The 21,675-nt window shown below is 40.7% G+C and carries 18 protein-coding genes; 16 read left to right on the top strand and 2 right to left on the bottom strand.

Annotated features, from left to right (window positions below; all coding sequences use genetic code 11):
* The gene (locus tag IGI58_RS05550; protein WP_429954237.1) at positions 1 to 1,260 is read left to right on the top strand and encodes a family 20 glycosylhydrolase; all 1,260 of its coding nucleotides are present in this window, start codon (positions 1 to 3) and stop codon (positions 1,258 to 1,260) included.
* Positions 1,261 to 1,513: 253 nt separating this feature from the next.
* On the top strand, positions 1,514 to 4,249 hold the full coding sequence (locus IGI58_RS05545) for an endo-beta-N-acetylglucosaminidase (RefSeq protein WP_429954238.1): 2,736 nt from the start codon (positions 1,514 to 1,516) through the stop codon (positions 4,247 to 4,249).
* A 44-nt stretch (positions 4,250 to 4,293) separates the two neighbouring features.
* On the opposite strand, the gene add is transcribed toward IGI58_RS05545, so the two are convergent.
* On the bottom strand, positions 4,294 to 5,316 hold the full coding sequence (gene add / locus IGI58_RS05540) for an adenosine deaminase (protein WP_429954239.1): 1,023 nt from the start codon (positions 5,314 to 5,316) through the stop codon (positions 4,294 to 4,296).
* Between the two features lie 331 nt (positions 5,317 to 5,647).
* Between add and IGI58_RS05535 the strand changes: the two genes are divergently transcribed.
* The 14 genes from IGI58_RS05535 (at position 5,648) to IGI58_RS05470 (ending at position 20,589) form a co-directional block, all read left to right on the top strand.
* Positions 5,648 to 6,676, top strand: coding sequence for a LacI family DNA-binding transcriptional regulator (locus tag IGI58_RS05535; protein WP_087641986.1), 1,029 nt, complete (start codon positions 5,648 to 5,650; stop codon positions 6,674 to 6,676).
* Positions 6,677 to 6,799: 123 nt separating this feature from the next.
* Entirely contained in the window at positions 6,800 to 8,101 is a 1,302-nt protein-coding gene (locus tag IGI58_RS05530; protein ID WP_429954240.1) for a pyrimidine-nucleoside phosphorylase, read from the top strand.
* Between the two features lie 18 nt (positions 8,102 to 8,119).
* Complete coding sequence (gene deoC, locus IGI58_RS05525) at positions 8,120 to 8,782, top strand: deoxyribose-phosphate aldolase (protein ID WP_087641988.1); 663 nt, start codon at positions 8,120 to 8,122, stop codon at positions 8,780 to 8,782.
* A gap of 24 nt (positions 8,783 to 8,806) precedes the next feature.
* A complete protein-coding gene (locus tag IGI58_RS05520; RefSeq protein WP_429954241.1) occupies positions 8,807 to 9,202 on the top strand; it encodes a cytidine deaminase in 396 nt (131 codons plus the stop codon).
* 362 nt (positions 9,203 to 9,564) lie between these two features.
* A complete protein-coding gene (locus tag IGI58_RS05515) occupies positions 9,565 to 10,671 on the top strand; it encodes a BMP family lipoprotein (protein WP_087642076.1) in 1,107 nt (368 codons plus the stop codon).
* Between the two features lie 185 nt (positions 10,672 to 10,856).
* A complete protein-coding gene (locus tag IGI58_RS05510) occupies positions 10,857 to 12,422 on the top strand; it encodes an ABC transporter ATP-binding protein (RefSeq protein ID WP_087641990.1) in 1,566 nt (521 codons plus the stop codon).
* Complete coding sequence (locus tag IGI58_RS05505) at positions 12,415 to 13,548, top strand: ABC transporter permease (RefSeq protein WP_429954242.1); 1,134 nt, start codon at positions 12,415 to 12,417, stop codon at positions 13,546 to 13,548. Before IGI58_RS05510 ends, IGI58_RS05505 begins: the two co-directional genes overlap by 8 nt.
* Positions 13,548 to 14,510, top strand: a complete 963-nt coding sequence (locus IGI58_RS05500; RefSeq protein ID WP_429954243.1) for an ABC transporter permease — start codon at positions 13,548 to 13,550, stop codon at positions 14,508 to 14,510. Before IGI58_RS05505 ends, IGI58_RS05500 begins: the two co-directional genes overlap by 1 nt.
* A 234-nt stretch (positions 14,511 to 14,744) precedes the next feature.
* Positions 14,745 to 15,911: a phosphopentomutase gene (gene deoB, locus IGI58_RS05495; protein ID WP_429954244.1), complete on the top strand. Its 1,167-nt coding sequence runs from the start codon at positions 14,745 to 14,747 to the stop codon at positions 15,909 to 15,911.
* A 10-nt stretch (positions 15,912 to 15,921) separates the two neighbouring features.
* On the top strand, positions 15,922 to 16,740 hold the full coding sequence (locus IGI58_RS05490) for a purine-nucleoside phosphorylase (protein WP_429954245.1): 819 nt from the start codon (positions 15,922 to 15,924) through the stop codon (positions 16,738 to 16,740).
* Positions 16,741 to 16,761: 21 nt separating this feature from the next.
* Positions 16,762 to 17,469 (top strand): purine-nucleoside phosphorylase, encoded by a 708-nt coding sequence (gene deoD, locus IGI58_RS05485; protein WP_429954246.1) that lies wholly within the window; start codon positions 16,762 to 16,764, stop codon positions 17,467 to 17,469.
* Between the two features lie 86 nt (positions 17,470 to 17,555).
* On the top strand, positions 17,556 to 18,746 hold the full coding sequence (locus IGI58_RS05480) for an iron-containing alcohol dehydrogenase (RefSeq protein WP_429954247.1): 1,191 nt from the start codon (positions 17,556 to 17,558) through the stop codon (positions 18,744 to 18,746).
* 25 nt (positions 18,747 to 18,771) lie between these two features.
* Complete coding sequence (locus IGI58_RS05475) at positions 18,772 to 19,104, top strand: hypothetical protein (RefSeq protein ID WP_429954248.1); 333 nt, start codon at positions 18,772 to 18,774, stop codon at positions 19,102 to 19,104.
* 270 nt (positions 19,105 to 19,374) lie between these two features.
* Positions 19,375 to 20,589 carry an IS110 family transposase gene (locus IGI58_RS05470; protein ID WP_429952452.1) on the top strand — a complete coding sequence of 405 codons (1,215 nt, stop codon included), beginning with the start codon at positions 19,375 to 19,377 and terminating at the stop codon, positions 20,587 to 20,589.
* A gap of 278 nt (positions 20,590 to 20,867) precedes the next feature.
* On the opposite strand, the gene IGI58_RS05465 is transcribed toward IGI58_RS05470, so the two are convergent.
* Positions 20,868 to 21,554: a 2,3-diphosphoglycerate-dependent phosphoglycerate mutase gene (locus IGI58_RS05465; RefSeq protein WP_429954249.1), complete on the bottom strand. Its 687-nt coding sequence runs from the start codon at positions 21,552 to 21,554 to the stop codon at positions 20,868 to 20,870.
* Between the last annotated feature and the right edge of the window lie 121 nt (positions 21,555 to 21,675).

Here is a 21,675-nt window from a genome sequence, read left to right as displayed (position 1 = left end):
ATGGACTCAGAGTTGTCTATTTTTCTGGATGCAGCATTTTGTCTATCGAGAAAACAAATAAGTGAGCTGTATGAGCGATTGTTGGGGAAAAAGGTTCGGTTTGTTTCTGATAGCGAAGAGGCTAAGGTTGTAATGAAACGTTCTTCTGGATCGTCAGCGTTGTTTTCAATTGAGTCTGTTGCACCGCTATTGCTTAGTGCTGATAATGAGAACGGAGCATTTCAAGGTCTGATGTATGTAGCAAGATCGCTTAGATTGGGAAAAGAATGTGAATGCGGGTCAAAAATACCAAAGATATCCGAGCGTATCATCATGCTGGATATCGGCAGGAAGTACTTTACCCCGAACTTTTTAAGGCGGCTGTTGGAAGAAATGGCATTGTTTGGCTTTAATTATCTGCAGCTGCATTTTTCCGAGGATACAGGTTTGGGGATCGAATCAAAAAAATATCCTGAACTCAATTCCAAAAAGACTTTGTCGCAAAAAGAAGTGCACAAGTTGATAGAGGATGCCGCTGAATTATCGATCGAAATTATTCCAGACTTAGATACACCGGGACATATGACACATATACTCAAAGAGCATCCAGAATGGCAATTAAAAGAGCTGACGTCACGGGGGATATCTTCTGTTTCGTCGGCGATGGATGTGACGAATGAGGCAGCCGTAGCTTTTACCTTTTCGCTTTATCAGGAATATATGGCGCTTTTTACTGGCTGTCGCTACTTTCATATTGGGGCAGATGAATTTGCTGATTTTGATCATTTCGAATGTTATCCAGCTTTGGCTGATCGGGGACAAGAGAAATTCGAAGGGTATGTCAATTCGGTTGCAGCGCTTGTCAGACAAGCTGGTTTTATTCCGAGAGTTTGGAATGATGCTTTCTTTAGAAAAAATAGGACAAGTACATTAAGCGAAGAGCTGGAAATTACGTATTGGACAAGATGGCAAAAGGAAATGGCACCCGTTCAGACGTTTCTAGATAAAGACTACTCCGTCATCAATTTTAATGATAATTATCTCTATTATGTGCTAGGAGAAAATGCTGGTTATTCTTATCCAACAGCACAAAAAATCAAAGAGAAATGGCAGCCGGATCTATTTGCATCTGAACAAAAAGTCAAGACGGAACATCAAGAACAGATCAAAGGAGCTGCGTTAGCGATCTGGTGTGATAAACCGGAAGCGAAAGAAGAAGAAACGATTTTTTTAGAGGTAGTCCAATTGATGGCTGCCTTTTCAGAACATTTTTATCAATAAGGGAAGTATGATAGGAGAGCGGAACAAAACTGGTTTTAGTTTTGTCCCGCTCTTTAAAACGCGAATAAACGACGAGAGGAAAGCAGATCCATCTTACCTCTCGGATCAGAATGCTCATTAGCGAAAGTATGACCTATAGTTTTTAAACGAAAACCTATAATTTTTCTATTTATAAACCGGATGGAAAGCGCTAACATTTTGTGGAAGAATGAATGATGCTGCATTTAGGCGAATAATGAAGGAGGTTCATTCAGTGAAAAGAAAAAAATGGAAACAGTTGTTTTATTGCTCGATACTTACATTGGGGGCAGCAGTCGGGTCTATCGGACTCGACTTGCCGGCTCATGCAGAGTCAGTTGGAAATAGTGGGATACCAATCAACGAGCATTCTCCCCAAGCAACAGCCTTATTTCCGGAAACATTACTAAATTGGAGTGCCAAAACAGACCCCGATGCGCCTTTCAATGTATCGAAAGTTCCTTTAGCATCTCGCGTAAAAGGAAAGAAAATGAATGAGGATCAAAGTACAGACGCGAAAGTTTTATCGATTGCGATCGTCAATCGACACACAAAAGGAACGCCGGCGCAAGGGGATGCGGATAAAGCTGTTTATAACTTTACGAACTGGCAATATGTAGATACTTTGGTTGCTTGGGCTGGTTCTTCTGGTGAAGGGATCATTGTACCGCCAAGTGGTGATGTGACAGATTCAGCTCATCGAAATGGCGTGCCGGTGATCGGGACAGTTTTTTTCCCGCCGGAAGCTTACGGTGGAAAAAGTGAATGGGTAGAGCAATTCGTGCAAAAAGATTCTAAAGGTCGCTTTCCAATGGCAGATAAGCTTTTAGAAATGTCAGCAGCGTACGGCTTTGATGGTTGGTTTATCAATCAGGAAACAAATGTCGATGCACAAACGGCTAGTCAGATGAAAGAATGTTTAAGCTATTTACAGGCTAAAAAAACTAAAAATCAACAGATTATTTGGTACGATTCGATGATTCCAAGCGGCAATGTCGTGTGGCAAGGCGCGTTGAATGAAACGAATCAAGGCTATTTCCAAGAAGGGAAAAAACGTGTTTCTGATAATATGTTTATTGATTTTCGTTGGCGTGAACTAGCTTCTTCTAAGGAAAAAGCACTTCAGCTGAAACGTGATCCCTACGATTTGTTTGCTGGAATCGATGTGCAGGCAAATGGCGTAAATACAGGTAGAAAGCCAAGCAGTATTTTAGATGCCGATGGAAAACCAACTGTTTCTTTAGGACTTTACTGTCCTGACTGGACACTGAGAGATGGTGGACAATACGATATCGAACGTTACTGGAAAAACGAACAGCTGCTTTGGATCAATCCCCAAGGTGATCCTAGAGCCGTTACTAGTGGTAAAAATGAATGGCAAGGAGTTTCTCGGTATTATGTCGAGAAATCGCCAGTTACACAATTTCCATTCTTGACGAATTTTAATGTAGGAAATGGGGATGCATTTTATTTAAACGGTACAAAGGTCAAAGAAGGAACCTTTAATAACCGCAGTATTCAAGATGTCATGCCGACCTACCGCTGGGTCATCGATAATGAAGCAGGGAATCACTTGAGTGCGGATATTAGTTATGAAGATGCCTATAATGGCGGTTCTTCAATCAAATTATCCGGTCAAATGACTGAGAATCAAGCAACTCGTATCAATTTATACGCAGCACAAGTCAAACCTTCAGCTTCTGATACGGTGAGTGTTGTGACGAAAGGTGCAGACGAAACAGGACTCGTATTGGAAATGAAAGGAAAAGAAACTCCAACTGTACTGAATGGTGAGCAGAAAAATCTAGAAAACGGCTGGATTCAAACGAGCTATTCGCTAAAATCAGTTGCAGGTAAGACGATCACATCGATCGGTTTGGACTTGAAAAATACCAATACGGCATCAGCAGAAATTTATTTAGGTCAACTCAGATTAGGAAAAGAAAAAACAACACCAGTCAGCAAAATAGACAAGGTAGCTTTCCCAGGAAAAAGTATTGTTGATGACCTAACTGAAAACGTCAATATCAGCTGGCAAACGAAAGGAAAGAATACTGCGTCCTATCGAATATATCGTGAAGTCGAAGGCCAACTACAATTTGAAGGAGAGACAGCGAATACGTCTTATACGCTGTTAAATCAGGAACGCATATCAGAAACATCTGTTTATCAGGTCGTTCCAGTTGATTTTTATGGTCGGGAAGACCGTAAGAGATCAGCCTCAGCGGTCTACACATTTGAAGCACTGAAAAAACCTGAAATCGCGATCAACGCAAGTAAAACGTTAGTTGCTGTCGGTGAACCAGTAACATTATCAGCTGCAGTCTCTAAATCAACAGAAACAGTAAATTGGGAAATATCTGGCAGTGATCCTGAGATGATCTCTGGGCAAGAAGCAACGGTAACATTTGCGAAAGCAGGAAGCTATACAGTCAAAGCGACAGCATTCAATTCAGCAGGTGAGACGGAAGTCGTTATTGAAGATTATATTTATGTCTATGATCAAGGAAGCGGCATCACAAGTGAAAATCTTTCGATCTTGCCGACGACAAGTGCGACAGAAGGATCTGGTTACACCAATGAACGTGAAAGTTACCGCTATGCTTTAGATGGCGACCTAAGCACAAAATGGTGTGATAATAGCAGTGACAAACCATGGATGATCGCTGATTTAGGCGCAGTCAAAACAATTGCCGGATTTGAGTTGTCTCATGCGGGAGCTGGTGGAGAAAGTTCGGAATGGAATACAAAAGACTATGATATCCTGATCAGTAATGATAAACAAACATGGACACCAGTTGTTCAAATGCGTGGAAACCGAGCTGACGTAAGTAAAGATGCGATTCGTCTAGTCGAGGCCCGCTATGTCAAACTGAGTCTTGAAAAAGCTGAACAAAATGGTAAAACTGCCAGAATCTATGATTGGCAAATCATCGGAGTGAATCAAACAGGGGTCGTACAAACGAATTAAATCAACTAAAAAACACGGCGGAATCCTTGACTCCACCGTGTTTTTCAGTTGATCAGTTCAAAGTAGTCAATTGATAATCGGTCATGAAGCAGTTGTTTTTCTGCTTCTGGAAGAAAAGCACCAGTGACAGCGTTATGGTTCAGCTGTTCCATATCATTGTAAGTAATGCCATACCATTCATGCAGTTTCATAAATTCGTCAGTTAATGTGGTGGCAGAAACGGTGCGATTATCGGTATTGATGCAAACATTGATACCAGCATCTAAAAACTGCTGAAATGGATAATCGTCTAAAGAAGTCACTGTTTTCGTTTGAAAATTACTCGTTGGGCACATTTCGATCAATGTTCCTTGTTCTTGAAGCAGTCCAAAGTATTCGGGTGTATCTTTTACTGCGATGCCATGACCAATTCGTTTGGCACCCAGATAGACAGCATCTGCTACATTTTTTCCGCAGCCGCATTCACCTGCGTGTAGAGTCAGAGGGATGTTTGATCGTTCAACAAGTCTTAGCGTTTCTTCAAAAACATAGGGGGGAAAATCGATTTCATTGCCGGCAAGGTCGAAACCTGCAACACCAGAACGTTTATACTCTTCTGCTAAAAGAACGATCTGTTCGATTTCATCCAGCTCTTCATGCCGCATGCCGCACAACAACGCATTGCTTTTCACGCCGAATAGTTCTTGTCCTTGATTCAAACCTGCTAACACAGCGGTTACGATTTGGGCTAAAGAAAGGCCTTTTTCTGTATGCAAAGAGGGGGCGAAACGCACTTCGATATACTGAATATTCTCCTCAGACGCTTGGCTGATTAAATCAAAAGCTGCTTGCTGTAAGGCATTTTCTGTCTGAAGACAACTTAATACAAGGTCAAAGCGCTGCAAGTACTCATTTAAATCTTGGCAATCTTCTGGTGCAACTAGAAGTTCTTTGAGCTCGTTTTCAGATGCTGGTAGTGAAATTCCTTGCTGTGCTGCAATTTTTTGTAAGGTAGCTGGTCTGATCGAACCGTCTAAATGGCAATGCAATTCTATTTTAGGTAAATTTTTGACAAGTGCGCGCTTCACATGATCATCCTTTCATAACTATTGCTCCAATAAGTATTTTGAAGACTTTAACATGCTCAATGAGCTATGTCAAGATAAGAAAAAAAGATTTTTACTAAGAAATAAAAGAGAACTTATATCTACATAGAAAATAAAAGAAATCCGCACATACAGCCGTTTGAAATACCATGATTTGAATAAAAGAAAAGAAGAGGAGCGATGAGCGCAAGAGTTCTTTTTATTGTTTAAACTATTCTATTGCTGAAATTTCTGATACACTGAACTCATTCAGTAAGTTTTTTTGAAAACGTTGACATGGTTGGTAGGCATGTGACTAAAGGGAGAATGAATAATGAAGTTGACCATTAAGGAAATTGCGGATATGGCAGGCGTTTCAGTGACCACTGTTTCTCAGATCATCAATAATAAAGGCAGCCGATTCAGTGAACAAACGAGAAAAAAAGTATTAGAAGTTGTGGAAGAGTATGATTATAAGCCGGATTATTTTGCTTCGAATATCATTACTCGCCACTCAAAGACGATCGGTATGGTAGTGCCGGATGTCACTGATTTTTTCTTTGCAAAAGTGATCGAAGGTGTGGAGACCTATCTTAATTCTCTGGGATACATGATTTTATTATGCAATTCCAAACATGATGAAGATAAGGCAACGCAATACGTGACAGAACTTGTCCACCGTTCTGTTGATGGCATCATTTTTGCAACACCTAATTTACTGCCGGCAAACCATATTTTACGAAACAAAAGCAAACGCAAGGTTCCCGTAATATTAGTCGACCGCGGAATCAATCCTAGAGAAAGCGGACGTTTGATCGTGAAAGAATATGAGGGCGCTTACCAGGCGGTTTCTTCTTTGATCAAGCAAGGTCATAGACATATCGGGATGTTGAAGGAAAATGACGGGTATTATCAGTTGACAGAGAGGATCACGGCGTATCAGCATGCACTAAAAGACCATGGAATTCCGCTGAGAGATGAATACATGGCGAATGGAGACCTGAATTTAGGTGGAGGTTATGAAGCGGCAAAAAAAGTGTTGAAAAATGAAAAAATCACAGCGATTTTTTGTGGGAATGACGAGATGGCGATGGGCGCATATCAAGCGATTGAAGAATGCGGAAAAAAAATACCGGAAGATATTTCAGTAATTGGTTTTGATGGCTTGGAAATTTCTGAATATTTAGTTCCTGGATTGACGACGGTTTATCAACCAAGCTTTGATATTGGTTTTTATGCCGCTCAGTTTTTGGTGGAGTCGATCGACCATCCCGAGAAAAAAATTCCGAACAAAACTTTTGAAACAACATTTATTTTAAGAAATAGTACGAAATCGATTGACAAGTCGGTTGATTTGATTTAATGTTCGTGTTATAAGCGTTTTCAAAAAATGGAAGCGTTAGTAAACTGTTTTACTAAAAGGTTTTAACCTGAATAAATTTAGTGTATAATACATCCTTGGGGATTAGTTCGGAGGAAAAAAAGCATGAGAATGGTCGATTTGATCGAAAAAAAACGTGATGGACAGGTACTGACAGAAGAAGAAATCCAATTTATTGTTTCTGGATATACAAGTGGTGATATTCCGGATTATCAAATGAGTGCACTTTTGATGGCTATTTTTTACAAAGATATGACGGATGAAGAGATCACGACTTTGACACTTGCGATGGCAAATTCAGGTGAAATGATTGATTTATCATCTATCCAAGGAATCAAAGTGGACAAGCACTCTACTGGCGGCGTAGGCGATACGACAACGTTGATCTTAGCACCTTTGGTAGCAAGTGTAGGTGTCAGTGTAGCAAAAATGTCTGGACGAGGACTTGGTTATACTGGAGGAACGATCGATAAATTAGAAGCAATTCCAGGTTTTCATGTGGAGTTACCAGATGAAGATTTTATTCGCTTAGTCAATGAAAGCCATGTAGCAGTCATAGGACAATCAGGAGATCTGGCACCCGCAGATAAAAAATTATATGCGTTGCGTGATGTGACAGCGACTGTTGATTCGATCCCATTGATCGCGAGCTCGATCATGAGTAAGAAAATCGCAGCGGGAGCAGATGCGATCGTTTTAGATGTAACAACTGGTGAAGGTGCCTTCATGAAAAATATCGATCAAGCCCGCCGTTTAGCGAAAACAATGGTACGTATCGGTCATCTTGCGAATCGTCAAACGATGGCGGTCATCTCAGATATGTCTCAGCCTCTAGGTGAAGCCATCGGCAATAGCCTTGAAGTGGTCGAAGCAATCGAAACATTGCAAGGAAATGGCCCAGAAGACTTGCTGGAAATGTGCTACATCTTAGGAAGTCAAATGGTTGTGCTGGCGAAAAAAGCAGAGACTTTGGACGAAGCGCGCGCAATGCTGAAAGAAGCATTGGAATCAGGAAAGGCACTGGCTAAATTCCGTGAAATGATCAAAAATCAAGGCGGCGATGATAGTGTGATCGATCATCCTGAAAGTCTGTTGACTGCTCAGTATGAAATCGAACTGCCGGCAAAAGTAAGCGGAACAGTTCAAAAAATCGTAGCTAATGAAATTGGAATTGCAGCAATGCTCTTAGGTGCAGGTCGAGCAACAAAAGAAGATTCGATCGATCATGCAGTAGGGATCAAACTCCATAAAAAAGTTGGGATGCCTGTTACAGAAGGCGAAGCGCTGCTTACGATTTACGCCAATACTGAATCGATCGATCATGTGAAAGAACTTTTATATAAAAATATCGAAATTGGCAGTTCTGGTACTGAACCTGAGCTGATCCATGATATAATAACAGCATAAAGGATGTGTATAAAAATAATGGAATTAAATCAAATGATTGACCACACTATTTTAAAAGCAGATGCGACAGAAGAGGCAGTGCTGCAAATCATTGAAGAAGCGAAAAAGTATGAATTTTTCTCTGTATGTATCAACCCAAGCTGGGTCGCTTTTGCTAAGGAACGTTTAGCTGGAACCTCTGTAGATGTTTGTACAGTGATCGGCTTTCCTTTAGGAGCGAACACTTCAGAAGTAAAAGCGTATGAAGCGGCAGATGCCATCAATAACGGCGCAACAGAAGTCGACATGGTGATCAATATCGGTGCTTTGAAATCAAAACAATACAAAAAAGTATTGAAAGATATCCAAGCAGTCGTAGATGCAGCCAAAGATAAGGCTTTAGTGAAAGTGATCATCGAGACAGCATTACTAACAGATGAAGAAAAAGTCAAAGCATGTGAATTAGCAAAAGAAGCGGGCGCTGATTTCGTCAAAACATCGACAGGCTTTTCAACAGGCGGAGCGACTGTAGCGGATGTTAAATTGATGCGTGAAACAGTTGGACCAGATATGGGGGTCAAAGCTTCCGGCGGTATCCATAATGAAGCAGAAGCTACTGCAATGATCGAAGCTGGTGCAACACGCATTGGGACAAGTGCCGGTGTGGCGATCATGGAAGGTGCAACTGGAGCAGGCTATTAATCTAAAGAAGAAAGTGGCGGACAAATGACAGCAAAAAAAGAATGGTTGGCGATCGCTGATGAGGCGCTGACAAAAGCATATGTACCCTATTCACACTTTCCGGTAGGTGCGTGCTTAGTAACTGAAGCAGGTCAAACCTATCAAGGCGTTAATATCGAAAATGCGTCGTATGGCTTGACTAACTGTGCAGAACGAACAGCAATCTTTAAAGCCGTTTCAGAAGGCGAGCGTGTTTTCCAACATTTAGTGATTGCTGGAAATACTCCGGAACCAATTTCTCCATGCGGAGCGTGCCGTCAAGTCATGGCTGAATTTTGTGCGCCTGATATGCCAGTGACGCTAGTTGGTGAACACGGGGTAACAAAAGAAACAACAGTTTCTGAGCTGTTGCCTTATGCATTTACTGAAAAAGATCTATAAGATCTAGCTACATGAACCAAACCTCTCAACAAATAGATAAAATGCTAGCAAGATAAAACACATCTTTCTATCATTTTCCAAATTTGTTCGAGGTCTAAGCGGATCATTTCGCTTTTCGTGAGATCTAGCTACATGAACCAAACTTCTCAACAAATAGACAAAATGCTAGCAAGATAAAAAACCTCTTTCTAACATTTTCCTAATTTGTTCGAGGTCTAAGCGGTTCATGCAACACAAAGAACGTAGTGATTTGAAGTTGAAAAGTACAAGACGAACAAAGAGAGTTGTTACATTATTATCTTGTTTCATTCAGTCATTCGGCTGTTGAAAATATAAAACTATTATTAGGGGGCTTTACAGAAATGAAAAAAGCGAAATTATTTGGTTTTGGCTTGACTGCACTAGCATTAACAGTGGCATTAGCAGCTTGTGGCGGCGGTAAAAAAGATGGAACAGATTCAACAGGCGGAAATTCTGCAGGCGGCGACGCAGATCACAGCGTAGTGATCGTAACAGATATCGGTGGTGTAGATGACCGTTCATTCAACCAATCAGCTTGGGAAGGATTACAAGCTTGGGGGAAAGAACATGACCTTAAAAAAGGAGCAGACGGTTTTGATTACATCCAGTCAAACGACGCTTCTGAATACGTAACAAACATCGATACAGCAGTTTCTAACGGATTTAAAACAGTCTTTGGGATCGGTTACCTATTAGCTGATTCTATCAGTACAGCAGCAGATGCAAATCCAGATACACAATTCGGTATCATTGATAGTGTCATTGAAGGCAAGGACAATGTCGTTTCTGCAACATTTAAAGACCAAGAAGCTTCTTATTTAGCGGGTGTAGCAGCCGCTCATACAACAAAAACAAACACTGTAGGATTCATCGGTGGTGAAGAAGGCGCGGTTATCGACCGTTTTGAAGCTGGTTTCCACCAAGGTGTGATCGATACAGCGAAAGAATTAAACAAAGATATCAAAGTTGAGATCGAATACGCCGCTTCATTTGGTGATCCTGCTAAAGGAAAAGCATTAGCAGCTTCTATGTACCAAAAAGGCGCTGACATCATCTTCCACGCTTCAGGCGGTACAGGCCAAGGGGTCTTCCAAGAAGCAAAAGATTTAAATGAAACGGGTTCAAAAGATAAAGTTTGGGTTATCGGTGTAGATAGTGACCAAGACAAAGAAGGTAAATACAAAACAAAAGATGGTAAAGAAGATAACTTCACTTTAACATCAACACTTAAAGGTGTAGGTGCGGCTGTTCAAGATATTTCTAACCGTGCGTTAGAAGATAAATTCCCTGGCGGCGAACACTTAGTTTACGGTTTGAAAGACGGCGGTGTTGATTTGACAAAAGGTTACTTATCAGATGAAGCACAAAAAGCGGTCGATAAAGCAAAAGAAGAAATCATCGATGAAAAAATCACTGTTCCAGAAGTACCAAAAGATGTAAAAGAATAGAATTTTTTGCTTAGCGCTGCGTTCGTAGCAGCGCTAAGGTTTTATTAAGCCTTTAAAGAAAGAAAACGAATGATCAGACAACTCATTTTCTTTCTTTAAGAGCCTAAAAGCTACTTTAATTTTGGAAGTACCGTATCAATAGATGATGTAAGTGTAAGTGATTAAATCGTTAGGAAGTGAAAAATGTGGCTCAGGAAAACTATGTAATTGAGATGCGCAATATCACTAAGCAATTCGGAACGTTTAAGGCCAATGATAATATCAACTTAACTGTTCGGCCAGGAGAAATTCACGCATTGCTTGGAGAAAATGGTGCAGGTAAATCGACCTTGATGAATATTTTATCAGGTTTGTTGGAACCAACCTCAGGTGAAATATTTATGAATGGTTCAAAAGTAACGATCAATGGACCGACGGCAGCAAATCGTTTGGGAATCGGAATGGTTCATCAACACTTTATGTTGGTAGATGCTTTTACAGTAACAGAAAATATTGTGCTCGGAAGTGAGCCGACGAATGCGGGGATATTAGACCGTAAAAAAGCAACAGCAGAAATCAAACGTGTTTCGGAACAATATGGTTTGTCCGTAGATCCAGGAGCATATATTCGAGACATCTCTGTTGGTGCGCAGCAGCGTGTAGAAATTTTGAAAACGTTGTATCGTGGAGCAGATGTATTGATTTTTGATGAACCGACCGCTGTTTTAACACCTCAAGAAATCGACGAACTGATCGAGATCATGCAGGGATTAGTTCAAGAAGGTAAATCAATTATTTTGATCACGCATAAGTTAGATGAAATCAAAAAAGTAGCGGATCGTTGTACGGTTATTCGCCGTGGACAAAGTATCGATACAGTTAATGTGAAGGATGTTTCTTCTCAACAGCTGGCAGATATGATGGTGGGACGTTCTGTTTCGTTTAAAACAGAAAAAAAACCGGCGGAACCAAAAGAAGTTGTTCTTTCGATCAAAGATTTGGTAGTAAAAGAAAGCCGCGGATTGGATGCTGTTAAAGGTCTTAGCTTAGATGTACGTGCTGGCGAAGTCGTTGGGATTGCGGGGATCGATGGTAATGGTCAAACGGAATTGATCCAAGCGCTGACTGGCTTACGCAAGGCAGAAAGTGGTTCAGTCGAACTTAAAGGTGAAACGATCACGAATAAAAATCCTCGTACGATCACCGAAGCAGGAGTGGGCCATGTGCCGGAAGACCGCCATAAATATGGCTTGATTTTAGATATGACACTGGCTGAAAATATCGCATTGCAAACCTACTATAAAAAACCATTAAGCAACAATGGCGTTTTGAATTATAATCAAATCAATTCCTATGCACGTCGCCTGATAGAAGAATATGATGTACGGACTGTAAATGAATTGGTACCGGCTAAAGCATTATCAGGTGGGAATCAGCAAAAAGCGATCATTGCTCGTGAGATCGATCGTGATCCAGATTTACTGATTGTTTCACAGCCAACTCGTGGTTTGGATGTGGGCGCTATCGAATACATCCACAAACGTTTGATCGAACAACGGGATAAAGATAAAGCAGTATTAGTTGTGAGTTTTGAGCTGGATGAAATTTTAAATGTTTCTGATCGGATCGCTGTTATTCATTCAGGGAAGATCGTTGGGATCGTCGATCCAAAAGAAACAAGTGAAAATGAATTAGGGCTCTTGATGGCAGGTTATTCATTAGAAGAAGCTAGAGCCGAATTGAATCAAAAGGCAGGTGAGGCAGTTGAATAATCGATCAGAAAAAATACGGAATATTTTAGTGCCTATATTATCGGTACTGATGGGCTTTATACTTGGTGCAATTATTATGCTTATTTCTGGTCAAGATCCAATTGCTGGATATCAAGCGATGCTTAAAACTGCTTTCCAAAGTCCGAAAAGTATCGGTGAAATTTTTGTGACAGCAGCACCATTGATTTTTACAGCTTTAGGATTCGCGGTGGCGAATTCTGCTGGCTTCTTTAATATCGGTCTTTCAGGGCAAGCGCTGTGTGGCTGGGTAACAAGTATCTGGGTAGCGTTGGCGATGCCGGATGCACCACGTTTTATGGTATTGCCTGTTGCTGTATTAGCAGGTGCCTTAGCGGGTGCTTTAGCAGCAGCGATTCCTGGTTTATTACGAGCTTTCTTTGGTACAAGTGAAGTAATCGTTACGATCATGTTAAACTATGTTTTCCTTTATACAAGTACACATATCGTGAATAACGTGATGTCAAAAGACTACATGAGCAACAAAGGTGTAACGAAAGTAATTGGAGAAAATGCAAGCTTACGTACAGAGTTTTTGAAAGAGATAAGTAGTGGTTCACGTTTGAATATCGGGATTTTTATGGCACTTATTTTCTTAGTCTTGATTTGGTTTTTAATGAAGAAAACGACTTTGGGGTATGAGATCCGTTCGGTAGGATTGAATCCTTTTGCTTCAGAGTATGCAGGGATGAGCAGCAAACGAACGATCGTGATGTCGATGGTGATCTCAGGGACATTAGCCGGTCTTGGCGGTGTGGTTCTTGGATTAGGAACATTTGGCAACTTCTTTGTTCAAGGGTCTTCATTGAGTATTGGATTTGACGGAATGGCGATCTCTCTATTAGGAGCAGGCAGCTCAGTCGGAATATTCCTGTCCGCGATCCTTTTCAGTGTACTGAAGCTTGGCGGTCAAGGTATGCCGTTACGTGCCGGTGTTCCGATCGAATTAGTCGATGTAGTGATCGCAGCGATCATCTTCTTTGTCGCAATCAGCTACCTTATCCGTTTTGTCTTAGCGAAAGCTTCAGGTAGTAAAAAAGAAGTAGCGATCGTTGAAGAATTAGACGGAAAATCAGACCAAACAAGTCAAGAAGGAGGAAAAATCTAATGAATATTGCATTAATCGCTGTACTAGCGCCGATTATTACACAAACGTTGGTTTATTCCACTCCTCTGGTCTTTACGGCTTTGGGCGGAACGTTCTCTGAGCGAAGTGGTATTGTAAACGTAGGTCTTGAAGGGATCATGGTCATGGGGGCCTTCAGTTCAGTCGTCTTCAACTTGACGTTCGCTGAGACCTTTGGTGCGGCAACGCCTTGGCTAGCTTGTTTAGTCGGTGGAGTAGTTGGGATGTTGTTCTCGTTGCTTCATGCAGTTGCGACGATCAATTTAAGAGCAGATCATATCATCAGCGGAACAGTAGTCAATTTAATGGCGCCTGCTTTAGGGATTTTCTTGATCAAAGTGATTTACGGAAAAGGTCAAACAGATACGATTACAGAGTCATTTGGTTATTTTTCGTTTCCAATTTTGAAAGATATTCCGATTTTAGGTGATTTATTCTTTAAACAAACCACGTTGCCTGCATTTGTGGCCATTTTAGTGGCGATCTTATCTTGGTTCGTGCTGTTCAAAACGCGTTTTGGGTTACGTCTGCGTGCAGTAGGTGAAAATCCTCAAGCGGCAGATACACTTGGGATCAATGTTTACCTGATGCGTTATTCAGGTGTACTGATTTCTGGGTTTTTAGGTGGTATCGGCGGAGCAGTTTTTGCTCAAACGATTGCTGGACGTTTTGCAGTCACAACGATTGCCGGACAAGGATTTATTTCAATGGCAGCGATGATTTTTGGTAAATGGAATCCATTAGGTGCGATGGGTGCAGCCTTATTCTTCGGTTTTGCGCAAAACATCAGTATTGCCGGTTCAAACTTACCAGTGATTTCTTCGATTCCGGCGGTTTATTTACAAGCTGCGCCGTATGTATTGACGATCATCGTACTAGTTGTTTTCTTAGGAAAAGCATCTGGACCAAAAGCAATTGGGAAAAACTACATCAAATCAAAATAAATTAAGTATAAAAGGGCGGGGTTGCGGAGGTTGTAAAAAAGCGTTTAGCTCCGAGAAATAAGAAGAAAATCACGGAAATTGCTTGTTAAATTTTTGTGAGGCTCAGCTTATTTCCGAAGGAGCTGCTTTTTTCACAACGCTTTTTCCCGGCCCTTTTTATAAATAATTATTATGCTCATTTTACAAAATAAGTAGGTAAAGTTTTCAAACCAAATAAAAGAAAGAAGGATGGTTATGTTTAAACGTGTACATTTAATCGTAATGGATTCAGTAGGGATCGGAGAAGCGCCGGATGCTGAGAAATTTGGAGATGTCGGCAGTGATACGTTAGGGCATATTGCAAAAGAAGCAGGCTTGACGATTCCTAATTTAGAAAATCTAGGGTTAGGAACGATTGCCCCTCTTCATAATGTAGAAGCAGTCGCTGATCATAAAGGATACGCAACAAAATTAGAAGAAGTTTCTGTCGGTAAAGATACAATGACAGGACATTGGGAAATCATGGGGTTGAACATTCAAAAGCCTTTCCGCGTTTTCCCGGACGGATTTCCAGAGGAACTGTTAAAACAAATTGAAGAATTTTCAGGACGCAAAATCGTCTGTAACAAACCTTATAGTGGTACAGCTGTTATCGATGATTATGGTAAACATCAAATGGAAACCGGTGATCTGATCGTCTACACTTCAGCGGATCCAGTGCTGCAAATTGCTGCACACGAAGAAATCATCCCATTGGAAGAATTGTATCGTATTTGCGAATATGTCCGTGAAATCACCAAGGACGAACCGTATATGATCGGCCGGATCATCGCTCGTCCATATATTGGCGAGCCTGGCAACTTTACAAGAACAAGTAATCGTCATGATTATGCTTTAGATCCATTTGGTCATACAGTGTTAGACTCATTGAAAGACAACGGTAAAGATGTGATTGCAGTAGGGAAAATCAATGATATCTTCAATGGGCAAGGAATCACTGATTCTGTTCGTACGAAAAGCAATATGGACGGTGTGGATCAATTGTTGAATGTAATGAAAAAGGATTTTGATGGTCTGAGCTTTACAAATTTAGTTGACTTTGATGCGTTGTATGGTCATCGTCGTGATGTTGTAGGGTATGCTCATGCAATCGAAGCATTTGATTTACGTTTGCCTGAAATCATTGATGCAATGACAGATGATGACTTATTGATGATCACCGCTGACCACGGCAATGATCCGACTTTCCCAGGAACCGATCATACAAGAGAATACGTTCCACTATTGGTTTACAGCAAAAAAATGAACGGTCAAGGCAGTCTAACACAAGGACATTATGCCGATATCTCAGCGACGATCGCTGAAAACTTTGGTGTTCCGAAAACTGAAAACGGCGCAAGCTTCTTAGACAAATTAGTATAGGAGAGAGACGATGACGAAACTAAGTGAAATGTTGACAGAAACAACTGTTTTTTTAAAAGAAAAAGGGATCGGCCAAGTAGACTTTGGCTTGATTCTTGGTTCTGGATTAGGTGAGTTAGCAGATGAAATCGAAAACGCAATTGCAATTCCATTTTCAGAAGTCCCTCACTTTGCTGTATCTGCAGTTGTAGGACATGCTGGGAAGCTAGTTTATGGGACTCTTTCTGGTAAAAAGGTTTTGGCATTACAAGGTCGTTTTCATTATTATGAAGGGCATTCAATGCAGACAGTTACTTATCCTGTAAGAATGATGGCGGCAATCGGCGCGCATTCAATAATCGTGACAAACGCTGCTGGCGGTGTAAATGAAAGCTTCACACCTGGCAATTTGATGTTGATCACAGACCATATCAATTTTACTGGTGATAATCCATTGATCGGTGAAAATGATGATGATATGGGACCGCGTTTCCCAGACATGAGTCATGCTTATACGCCGAGCTATGCTGAAACAGTAAGGAAAGTAGCGAAAGAACAAAATGTTCCGCTGCAAGAAGGTGTTTATATGGGCTTTTCGGGTCCAACTTATGAAACGCCTGCTGAAATTCGGATGGCTCGTACAATGGGAGCAGACGCAGTTGGGATGTCTACAGTATCAGAGGTTATCGTAGCAGCTCATAGCGGATTGAACGTGTTAGGAATTTCTTGTATTACAAACTTAGCGGCTGGGATGCAAAGCACATTGAACCATGCAGAGGTTGTAGAGACGACAGAACGTGTTAAAGGGCAGTTCAAAGAGTTGGTCAAAGCGAGCTTAGCAGCTCTATAAAAAAATAGGAGGAGTGAAAAAATGAGTGTTCATATCGAGGCAAAAACAGGTGAGATCGCAGATAAAATTTTATTACCAGGAGATCCGTTGCGTGCAAAATACATTGCGGAAACCTTTTTAGAAAATCCAGTTTGTTATAACCAAGTAAGAGGAATGCTGGGCTATACAGGAATTTACAAAGGAGAACGCGTTTCTGTTCAGGGAACTGGAATGGGGATGCCTTCTGCTACGATTTACGCCCATGAATTGATCAATTCTTACGGTGTGAAAAAATTGATTCGTGTAGGAACATGCGGTTCGATTTCTGAGAAAGTCAAAATTAGAGATTTAGTGATTGCTCAAGCAGCGGCAACACCCTCATCAATGATCCGCAATGATTTTCCTAAATATGATTTTCCGCAAATTGCAAGTTTTGATATGCTGTTAAAATCATATACAGTGGCAAAAGACAAAGGCTTTACAACTCATGTGGGTAATGTATTGTCTGATGACGTATTTTACAAAGAAAGTATGGACGAAGTCTTTAAACTTGGAAAATTAGGAGTTCTTGCTATTGAAATGGAAGCGGCGGCGTTGTATTATTTAGCGGCTAAATTTGATGTGCAGGCTTTAGCGATCATGACTGTTAGTGATAGTTTAGTGACTGGAGAAGAGACAACCGCTGAAGAACGTCAAACGACATTCAATGATATGATTGAAGTAGGATTGGAGACAGCACTTTATAGCTAAAACGGATAAGAGGTTGAAATGAGTTACTTTCAATCTCTTTTTTGCTATTCTATTATAGAGATATAGAAATGAATGGAGGAAGAAAAATGGATAATTTTCGTTTTTATGTACCAACAGATATTCGTTTTGGTCAAGATCGTCTTGAAACTGAACTGACTGGTGTTTTAGATACGTATGGAAAAAATGTGCTATTCGTTTATGGCGGCGGCAGTATCAAGAAAAATGGATTATATGATCAAGTGACGGACTTACTAAATGCAAATGGAAATACAATCGTTGAGTTAAGCGGTGTAGAGCCGAATCCCCGAATCGAAACGGTTCGTAAGGGTGTTGCTTTGTGCCGCGAACATCACGTAGATGTGATTTTGGCTGTGGGCGGCGGTTCGACGATCGATTGCTCCAAAGTGATTGCCGCAGGTTTCTTCAGTGAAGAAGATCCGTGGGAGATCGTTTTAGGTAGAAGAGGCTATCAAGGAGAAGCATTGCCGATCGTGACGATTTTAACACTTGCAGCTACAGGAAGTGAAATGAATGCTGGTGCGGTGATTTCTAACATGGCGACGAATCAAAAACTCGGTGTTGGCGGTCCGGCGATGATGCCGAAAGTTTCCTTCCTTGACCCGGCAAATACGTTTACGGTTCCTGCTTATCAAACGGCAGCGGGTTCTGCAGATATTTTAAGTCATTTGTTTGAAAGTTATTTCAATGTGACAGAAGGAACGGATGTCCAAGATTTTGTTTCGGAAGGCTTGATGCGTTCAGTGATCAAACATTGTCCGATCGCTTTAAAGGAACCGAATAATTATGATTCCCGTGCTAATTTAATGTGGGCGAGCAGTTTAGCTTTGAATGGATTGACACGCGGCGGAAAACACGGCGTTTGGTCTTGCCATGCGATGGAACATGAATTAAGTGCGTTTTACGACATTACGCATGGCATTGGTTTGGCTATTTTGACACCGCGCTGGATGGCCTATGTATTGTCTGAACAAACAGTAGACAAGTTCGCGCAGTTTGCGAAGAATGTCTGGGATATCACGGAAGCAGATAAAATGACAGCGGCCAAGCAAGGGATTCAAGCGACATATGACTATTTTAAAGCCTGTGGTATTCCGATGACCTTGCCGGAAGTAGGGATCGAATCTGAGAAGTTTTCTGAAATGGCCAAACAGGCAGTGGAGCATAGTACGATCAAAACAGACGCCTTTGTTCCTTTGGCTGAAAAGGATGTTGAAGTGATTTATCAAGCGTGCTTAACAGAGTCTACTTTTATCTAATGTTTACGATATAGGAGGAGAGAGTGTGAAACAACTATTTGATGAAACCTATTCGGAAAACCGCACATTGTGGTATGGTTATTTTTCAACACTTGAGCAAGCAGAATTGATTGATAAACTCACCAAAATTATTCATCTGGATTTGGAATCTTCTCAAAAAGTTCACGCAACCAGTTGGATATTTTATAGTGAAGTGAAGCAAACCGATGCGTTAGAAGAGGATGTTAGATCATCTATTATGGTGCGTTATGTTGAAGGGCAATATTATGTGCATTACAACATGTCTGACTTTGAATTTGTTACCCAGAGGGAACAAATAGAAGAGTGGTTGACAAAGTTGAAGAATCAATTGAGCTGAATGAGACAATAAAAACATACTAAGATTAGAGGGTAAAGTCACCGACGGATGACTTTACCCTCTATTTCCTTTTTTAGGTCTATAGTAAAGAGTGAAAGGAAGATCGACCATGCTCTCTTGGACTTCGAGTCCCTACAAAAAAACGGTCTCCTTCACTGTCATTTTAAAATCTGTTTTAAGTATGTTGGGGCTTCGAGCTCGTGTTAAGGAAATTAGACATGAAATGAAACAGTGAAGTACCTTTCAAAAAAAAAGAAAGAAGATGAACGTATGACATATGTACTTGCATTAGATGTTTCGATGGGGAAAAGTTATCACGTGCTTTACGAAGATGAGCGTTGTCTCTCCGAAGGAGAGATTACTCATACCAAATTTGGCTTTGATTATTTGCTTCAAGAAATTCAACAGTTACCCGAACTGCCTAGTATCGTATTTGAATCGACCGGTATTTACTCAAGAGTGATTGAAACCTTTTGTCAAAATAATCACTTACTTTATTGTCTATTGAATCCTTTGGAAGCAAAAAAACAGCTGGATAGCGGTCTTCGTGTGCTTAAAACGGATAAACAAGACGCACATCGACTAGCACAAACTCACTGCCAGTATGAGCGGAAAATTAAGAAACTCCAACCTGATATTTATGAAGAATCCCATGATTTAGCTCGCTTTTATCAAGAGATAGAAGCAGAAATCAAGCGACTAAGAATGTACTTACACACGGCTCTTCAACTTAGTTTTCCGGAATTGGAACGCCTTTTTTCGAATCGATTGTCAAAATTATCATTGAATCTTATCGAGCTGTTCCCTCATCCAGAATGCTTAGCGGGATTTAGTCAAACTCAAATAAAAAATATTTTGAAAAAGAGCACAGACAAACGTCTTTCGGATAAAAAAGCCTTAGAAAAAGCGCAACAGCTCCTTTCATTGGCTTCTACTTCCTATCCAGCGACGACGAAAACGAGCATTCAAGTACAGAAAGTTCGTTATTACGCCCGCCAATTAAAAGAACTTCTTCACTCAAAAGAAACGGTGTCTAAGCAACTGATCGAACAAACAAGACCCTTACCAGAATTTGATCTTTACCGAAGTGTTCCGGGGATTGGTGAAGTATCTGCCGCATTAATTATTGGTGAAATTGGCGATATTCGCCGATTTGAGAATCATAAGAAAGTGAATGCGTTTGTTGGGATAGATACCCGTAGGTATCAATCTGGTAAATACCTAGCCCAAGACCATATCAATAAACGTGGCAACCCCAAGGCTCGAAAGCTCCTTTATTTTACCGTGAAAAATATGATTCGCCAGCAAGCTGCCGCGCCTAATCATATCGTGGATTACTATTATAAATTAAAAACGCAACCTTTATCCAAAAAGGATAAGGTTGCGACCGTAGCCTGCATGAACAAACTACTAAAGTGTCTCTATTCCATGATCAAGAATGAGACAAGGTACGACTATGCGCACACGGTCTCTATGGACCAATAAGACCAAGTCTTATATATTAATTATAGCACCCTGCTGGAAAAAAAACATACTCATCAGGGTTATTTATCGTGAACTTTTTTCTAAAATATTCCCTTCGTCTACAAACGATTAAAATATCTTTGATTATTTCTTTATTTTTCTCTTGACTAATCGTAGGAAAGAGAGCGGGACAAAACTAAAAATCAGTTTTGTTTCGCTCTCTACACGTGATTAAACGGCAGGAAAAAACAGCTCCTCCGAAAATAAGAAGGAGCTGCTTTTGTCTCAGCCTCTACTTTTTACAAGTAGTATTTTTTAGCGACTGTTAGGTCATCGTTTAATTCATAAACAAGTGGTTGACCTGTTGGGATTTCAAGATCCATGATATCTTCGTCTGAAATACCTTCGATATGTTTAGCTAAGGCACGTAGTGAGTTACCGTGTGCTGCAACTAAAACAGTTTTGTTATCTAATAAAGCAGGAGCAATTTCATCTTGCCAGAAAGGTAACGCGCGTTCCAAGGTTACTTTTAAGTTTTCTCCGCCTGGTACATCGCGTTTGTCTAACGTAGCATAACGACGATCGTTTGCTGCAGAACCTGGATCTGTTGTTTCCAATAGTGGAGGAAGAGTGTCGTAAGAACGACGCCAAATGTGTACTTGGTCATCTCCATATTTTTCAGCAGTTTCTTTTTTATTCAAACCTTGTAATTTACCATAATGACGTTCGTTTAAGCGCCAAGATTTTACTTGTGGTACCCATAATTGATCTGAGTTTTCCAAGATCAAGTTACATGTTTTGATTGCGCGAGTTAAAACTGAAGTGAAAGCAATATCGAATTCGATTCCAGCTTCTTTGATTTTGCGTCCGCCTTCTTTGGCTTCTTCGATTCCTTCAGGTGCTAAGTCCACATCTACCCAACCTGTAAATTGGTTCAATGCATTCCATTCACTAAGTCCATGACGAGAAAAAACTAATTTTGGCATGTATAGCTCTCCTTTGAGTTGTAGTTTCTGAAACTTTCATTTCCTTTTCTATTGTACACCGTTTTAAAATAGATTTCCATTGTAAATTGGCAAAAGTGAATGGAAATGAGCAGGATCGGTT

The organism is Enterococcus sp. AZ020 (genome assembly GCF_050499205.1).
Lineage (GTDB): Bacteria > Bacillota > Bacilli > Lactobacillales > Enterococcaceae > Enterococcus_L > Enterococcus_L dunnyi.
Note: the sequence above shows the minus strand (reverse complement) of the source record. Positions and strands in the feature narration are given on the sequence as shown.

Bases quoted from the DNA above. Each gene is read 5' to 3' on its own strand.
- IGI58_RS05500 (WP_429954243.1), top strand. From the start codon at position 13,548: ATGAATATTGCATTAATCGCTGTACTAGCGCCGATTATTACACAAACG.
- IGI58_RS05470 (WP_429952452.1), top strand. From the start codon at position 19,375: ATGACATATGTACTTGCATTAGATGTTTCGATGGGGAAAAGTTATCAC.
- deoC (WP_087641988.1), top strand. From the start codon at position 8,120: ATGGAATTAAATCAAATGATTGACCACACTATTTTAAAAGCAGATGCG.
- IGI58_RS05465 (WP_429954249.1), bottom strand. From the start codon at position 21,554: ATGCCAAAATTAGTTTTTTCTCGTCATGGACTTAGTGAATGGAATGCA.
- deoD (WP_429954246.1), top strand. From the start codon at position 16,762: ATGAGTGTTCATATCGAGGCAAAAACAGGTGAGATCGCAGATAAAATT.
- IGI58_RS05480 (WP_429954247.1), top strand. From the start codon at position 17,556: ATGGATAATTTTCGTTTTTATGTACCAACAGATATTCGTTTTGGTCAA.
- IGI58_RS05530 (WP_429954240.1), top strand. From the start codon at position 6,800: ATGAGAATGGTCGATTTGATCGAAAAAAAACGTGATGGACAGGTACTG.
- IGI58_RS05520 (WP_429954241.1), top strand. From the start codon at position 8,807: ATGACAGCAAAAAAAGAATGGTTGGCGATCGCTGATGAGGCGCTGACA.
- IGI58_RS05490 (WP_429954245.1), top strand. From the start codon at position 15,922: ATGACGAAACTAAGTGAAATGTTGACAGAAACAACTGTTTTTTTAAAA.
- IGI58_RS05535 (WP_087641986.1), top strand. From the start codon at position 5,648: ATGAAGTTGACCATTAAGGAAATTGCGGATATGGCAGGCGTTTCAGTG.
- IGI58_RS05515 (WP_087642076.1), top strand. From the start codon at position 9,565: ATGAAAAAAGCGAAATTATTTGGTTTTGGCTTGACTGCACTAGCATTA.
- IGI58_RS05550 (WP_429954237.1), top strand. From the start codon at position 1: ATGGACTCAGAGTTGTCTATTTTTCTGGATGCAGCATTTTGTCTATCG.
- deoB (WP_429954244.1), top strand. From the start codon at position 14,745: ATGTTTAAACGTGTACATTTAATCGTAATGGATTCAGTAGGGATCGGA.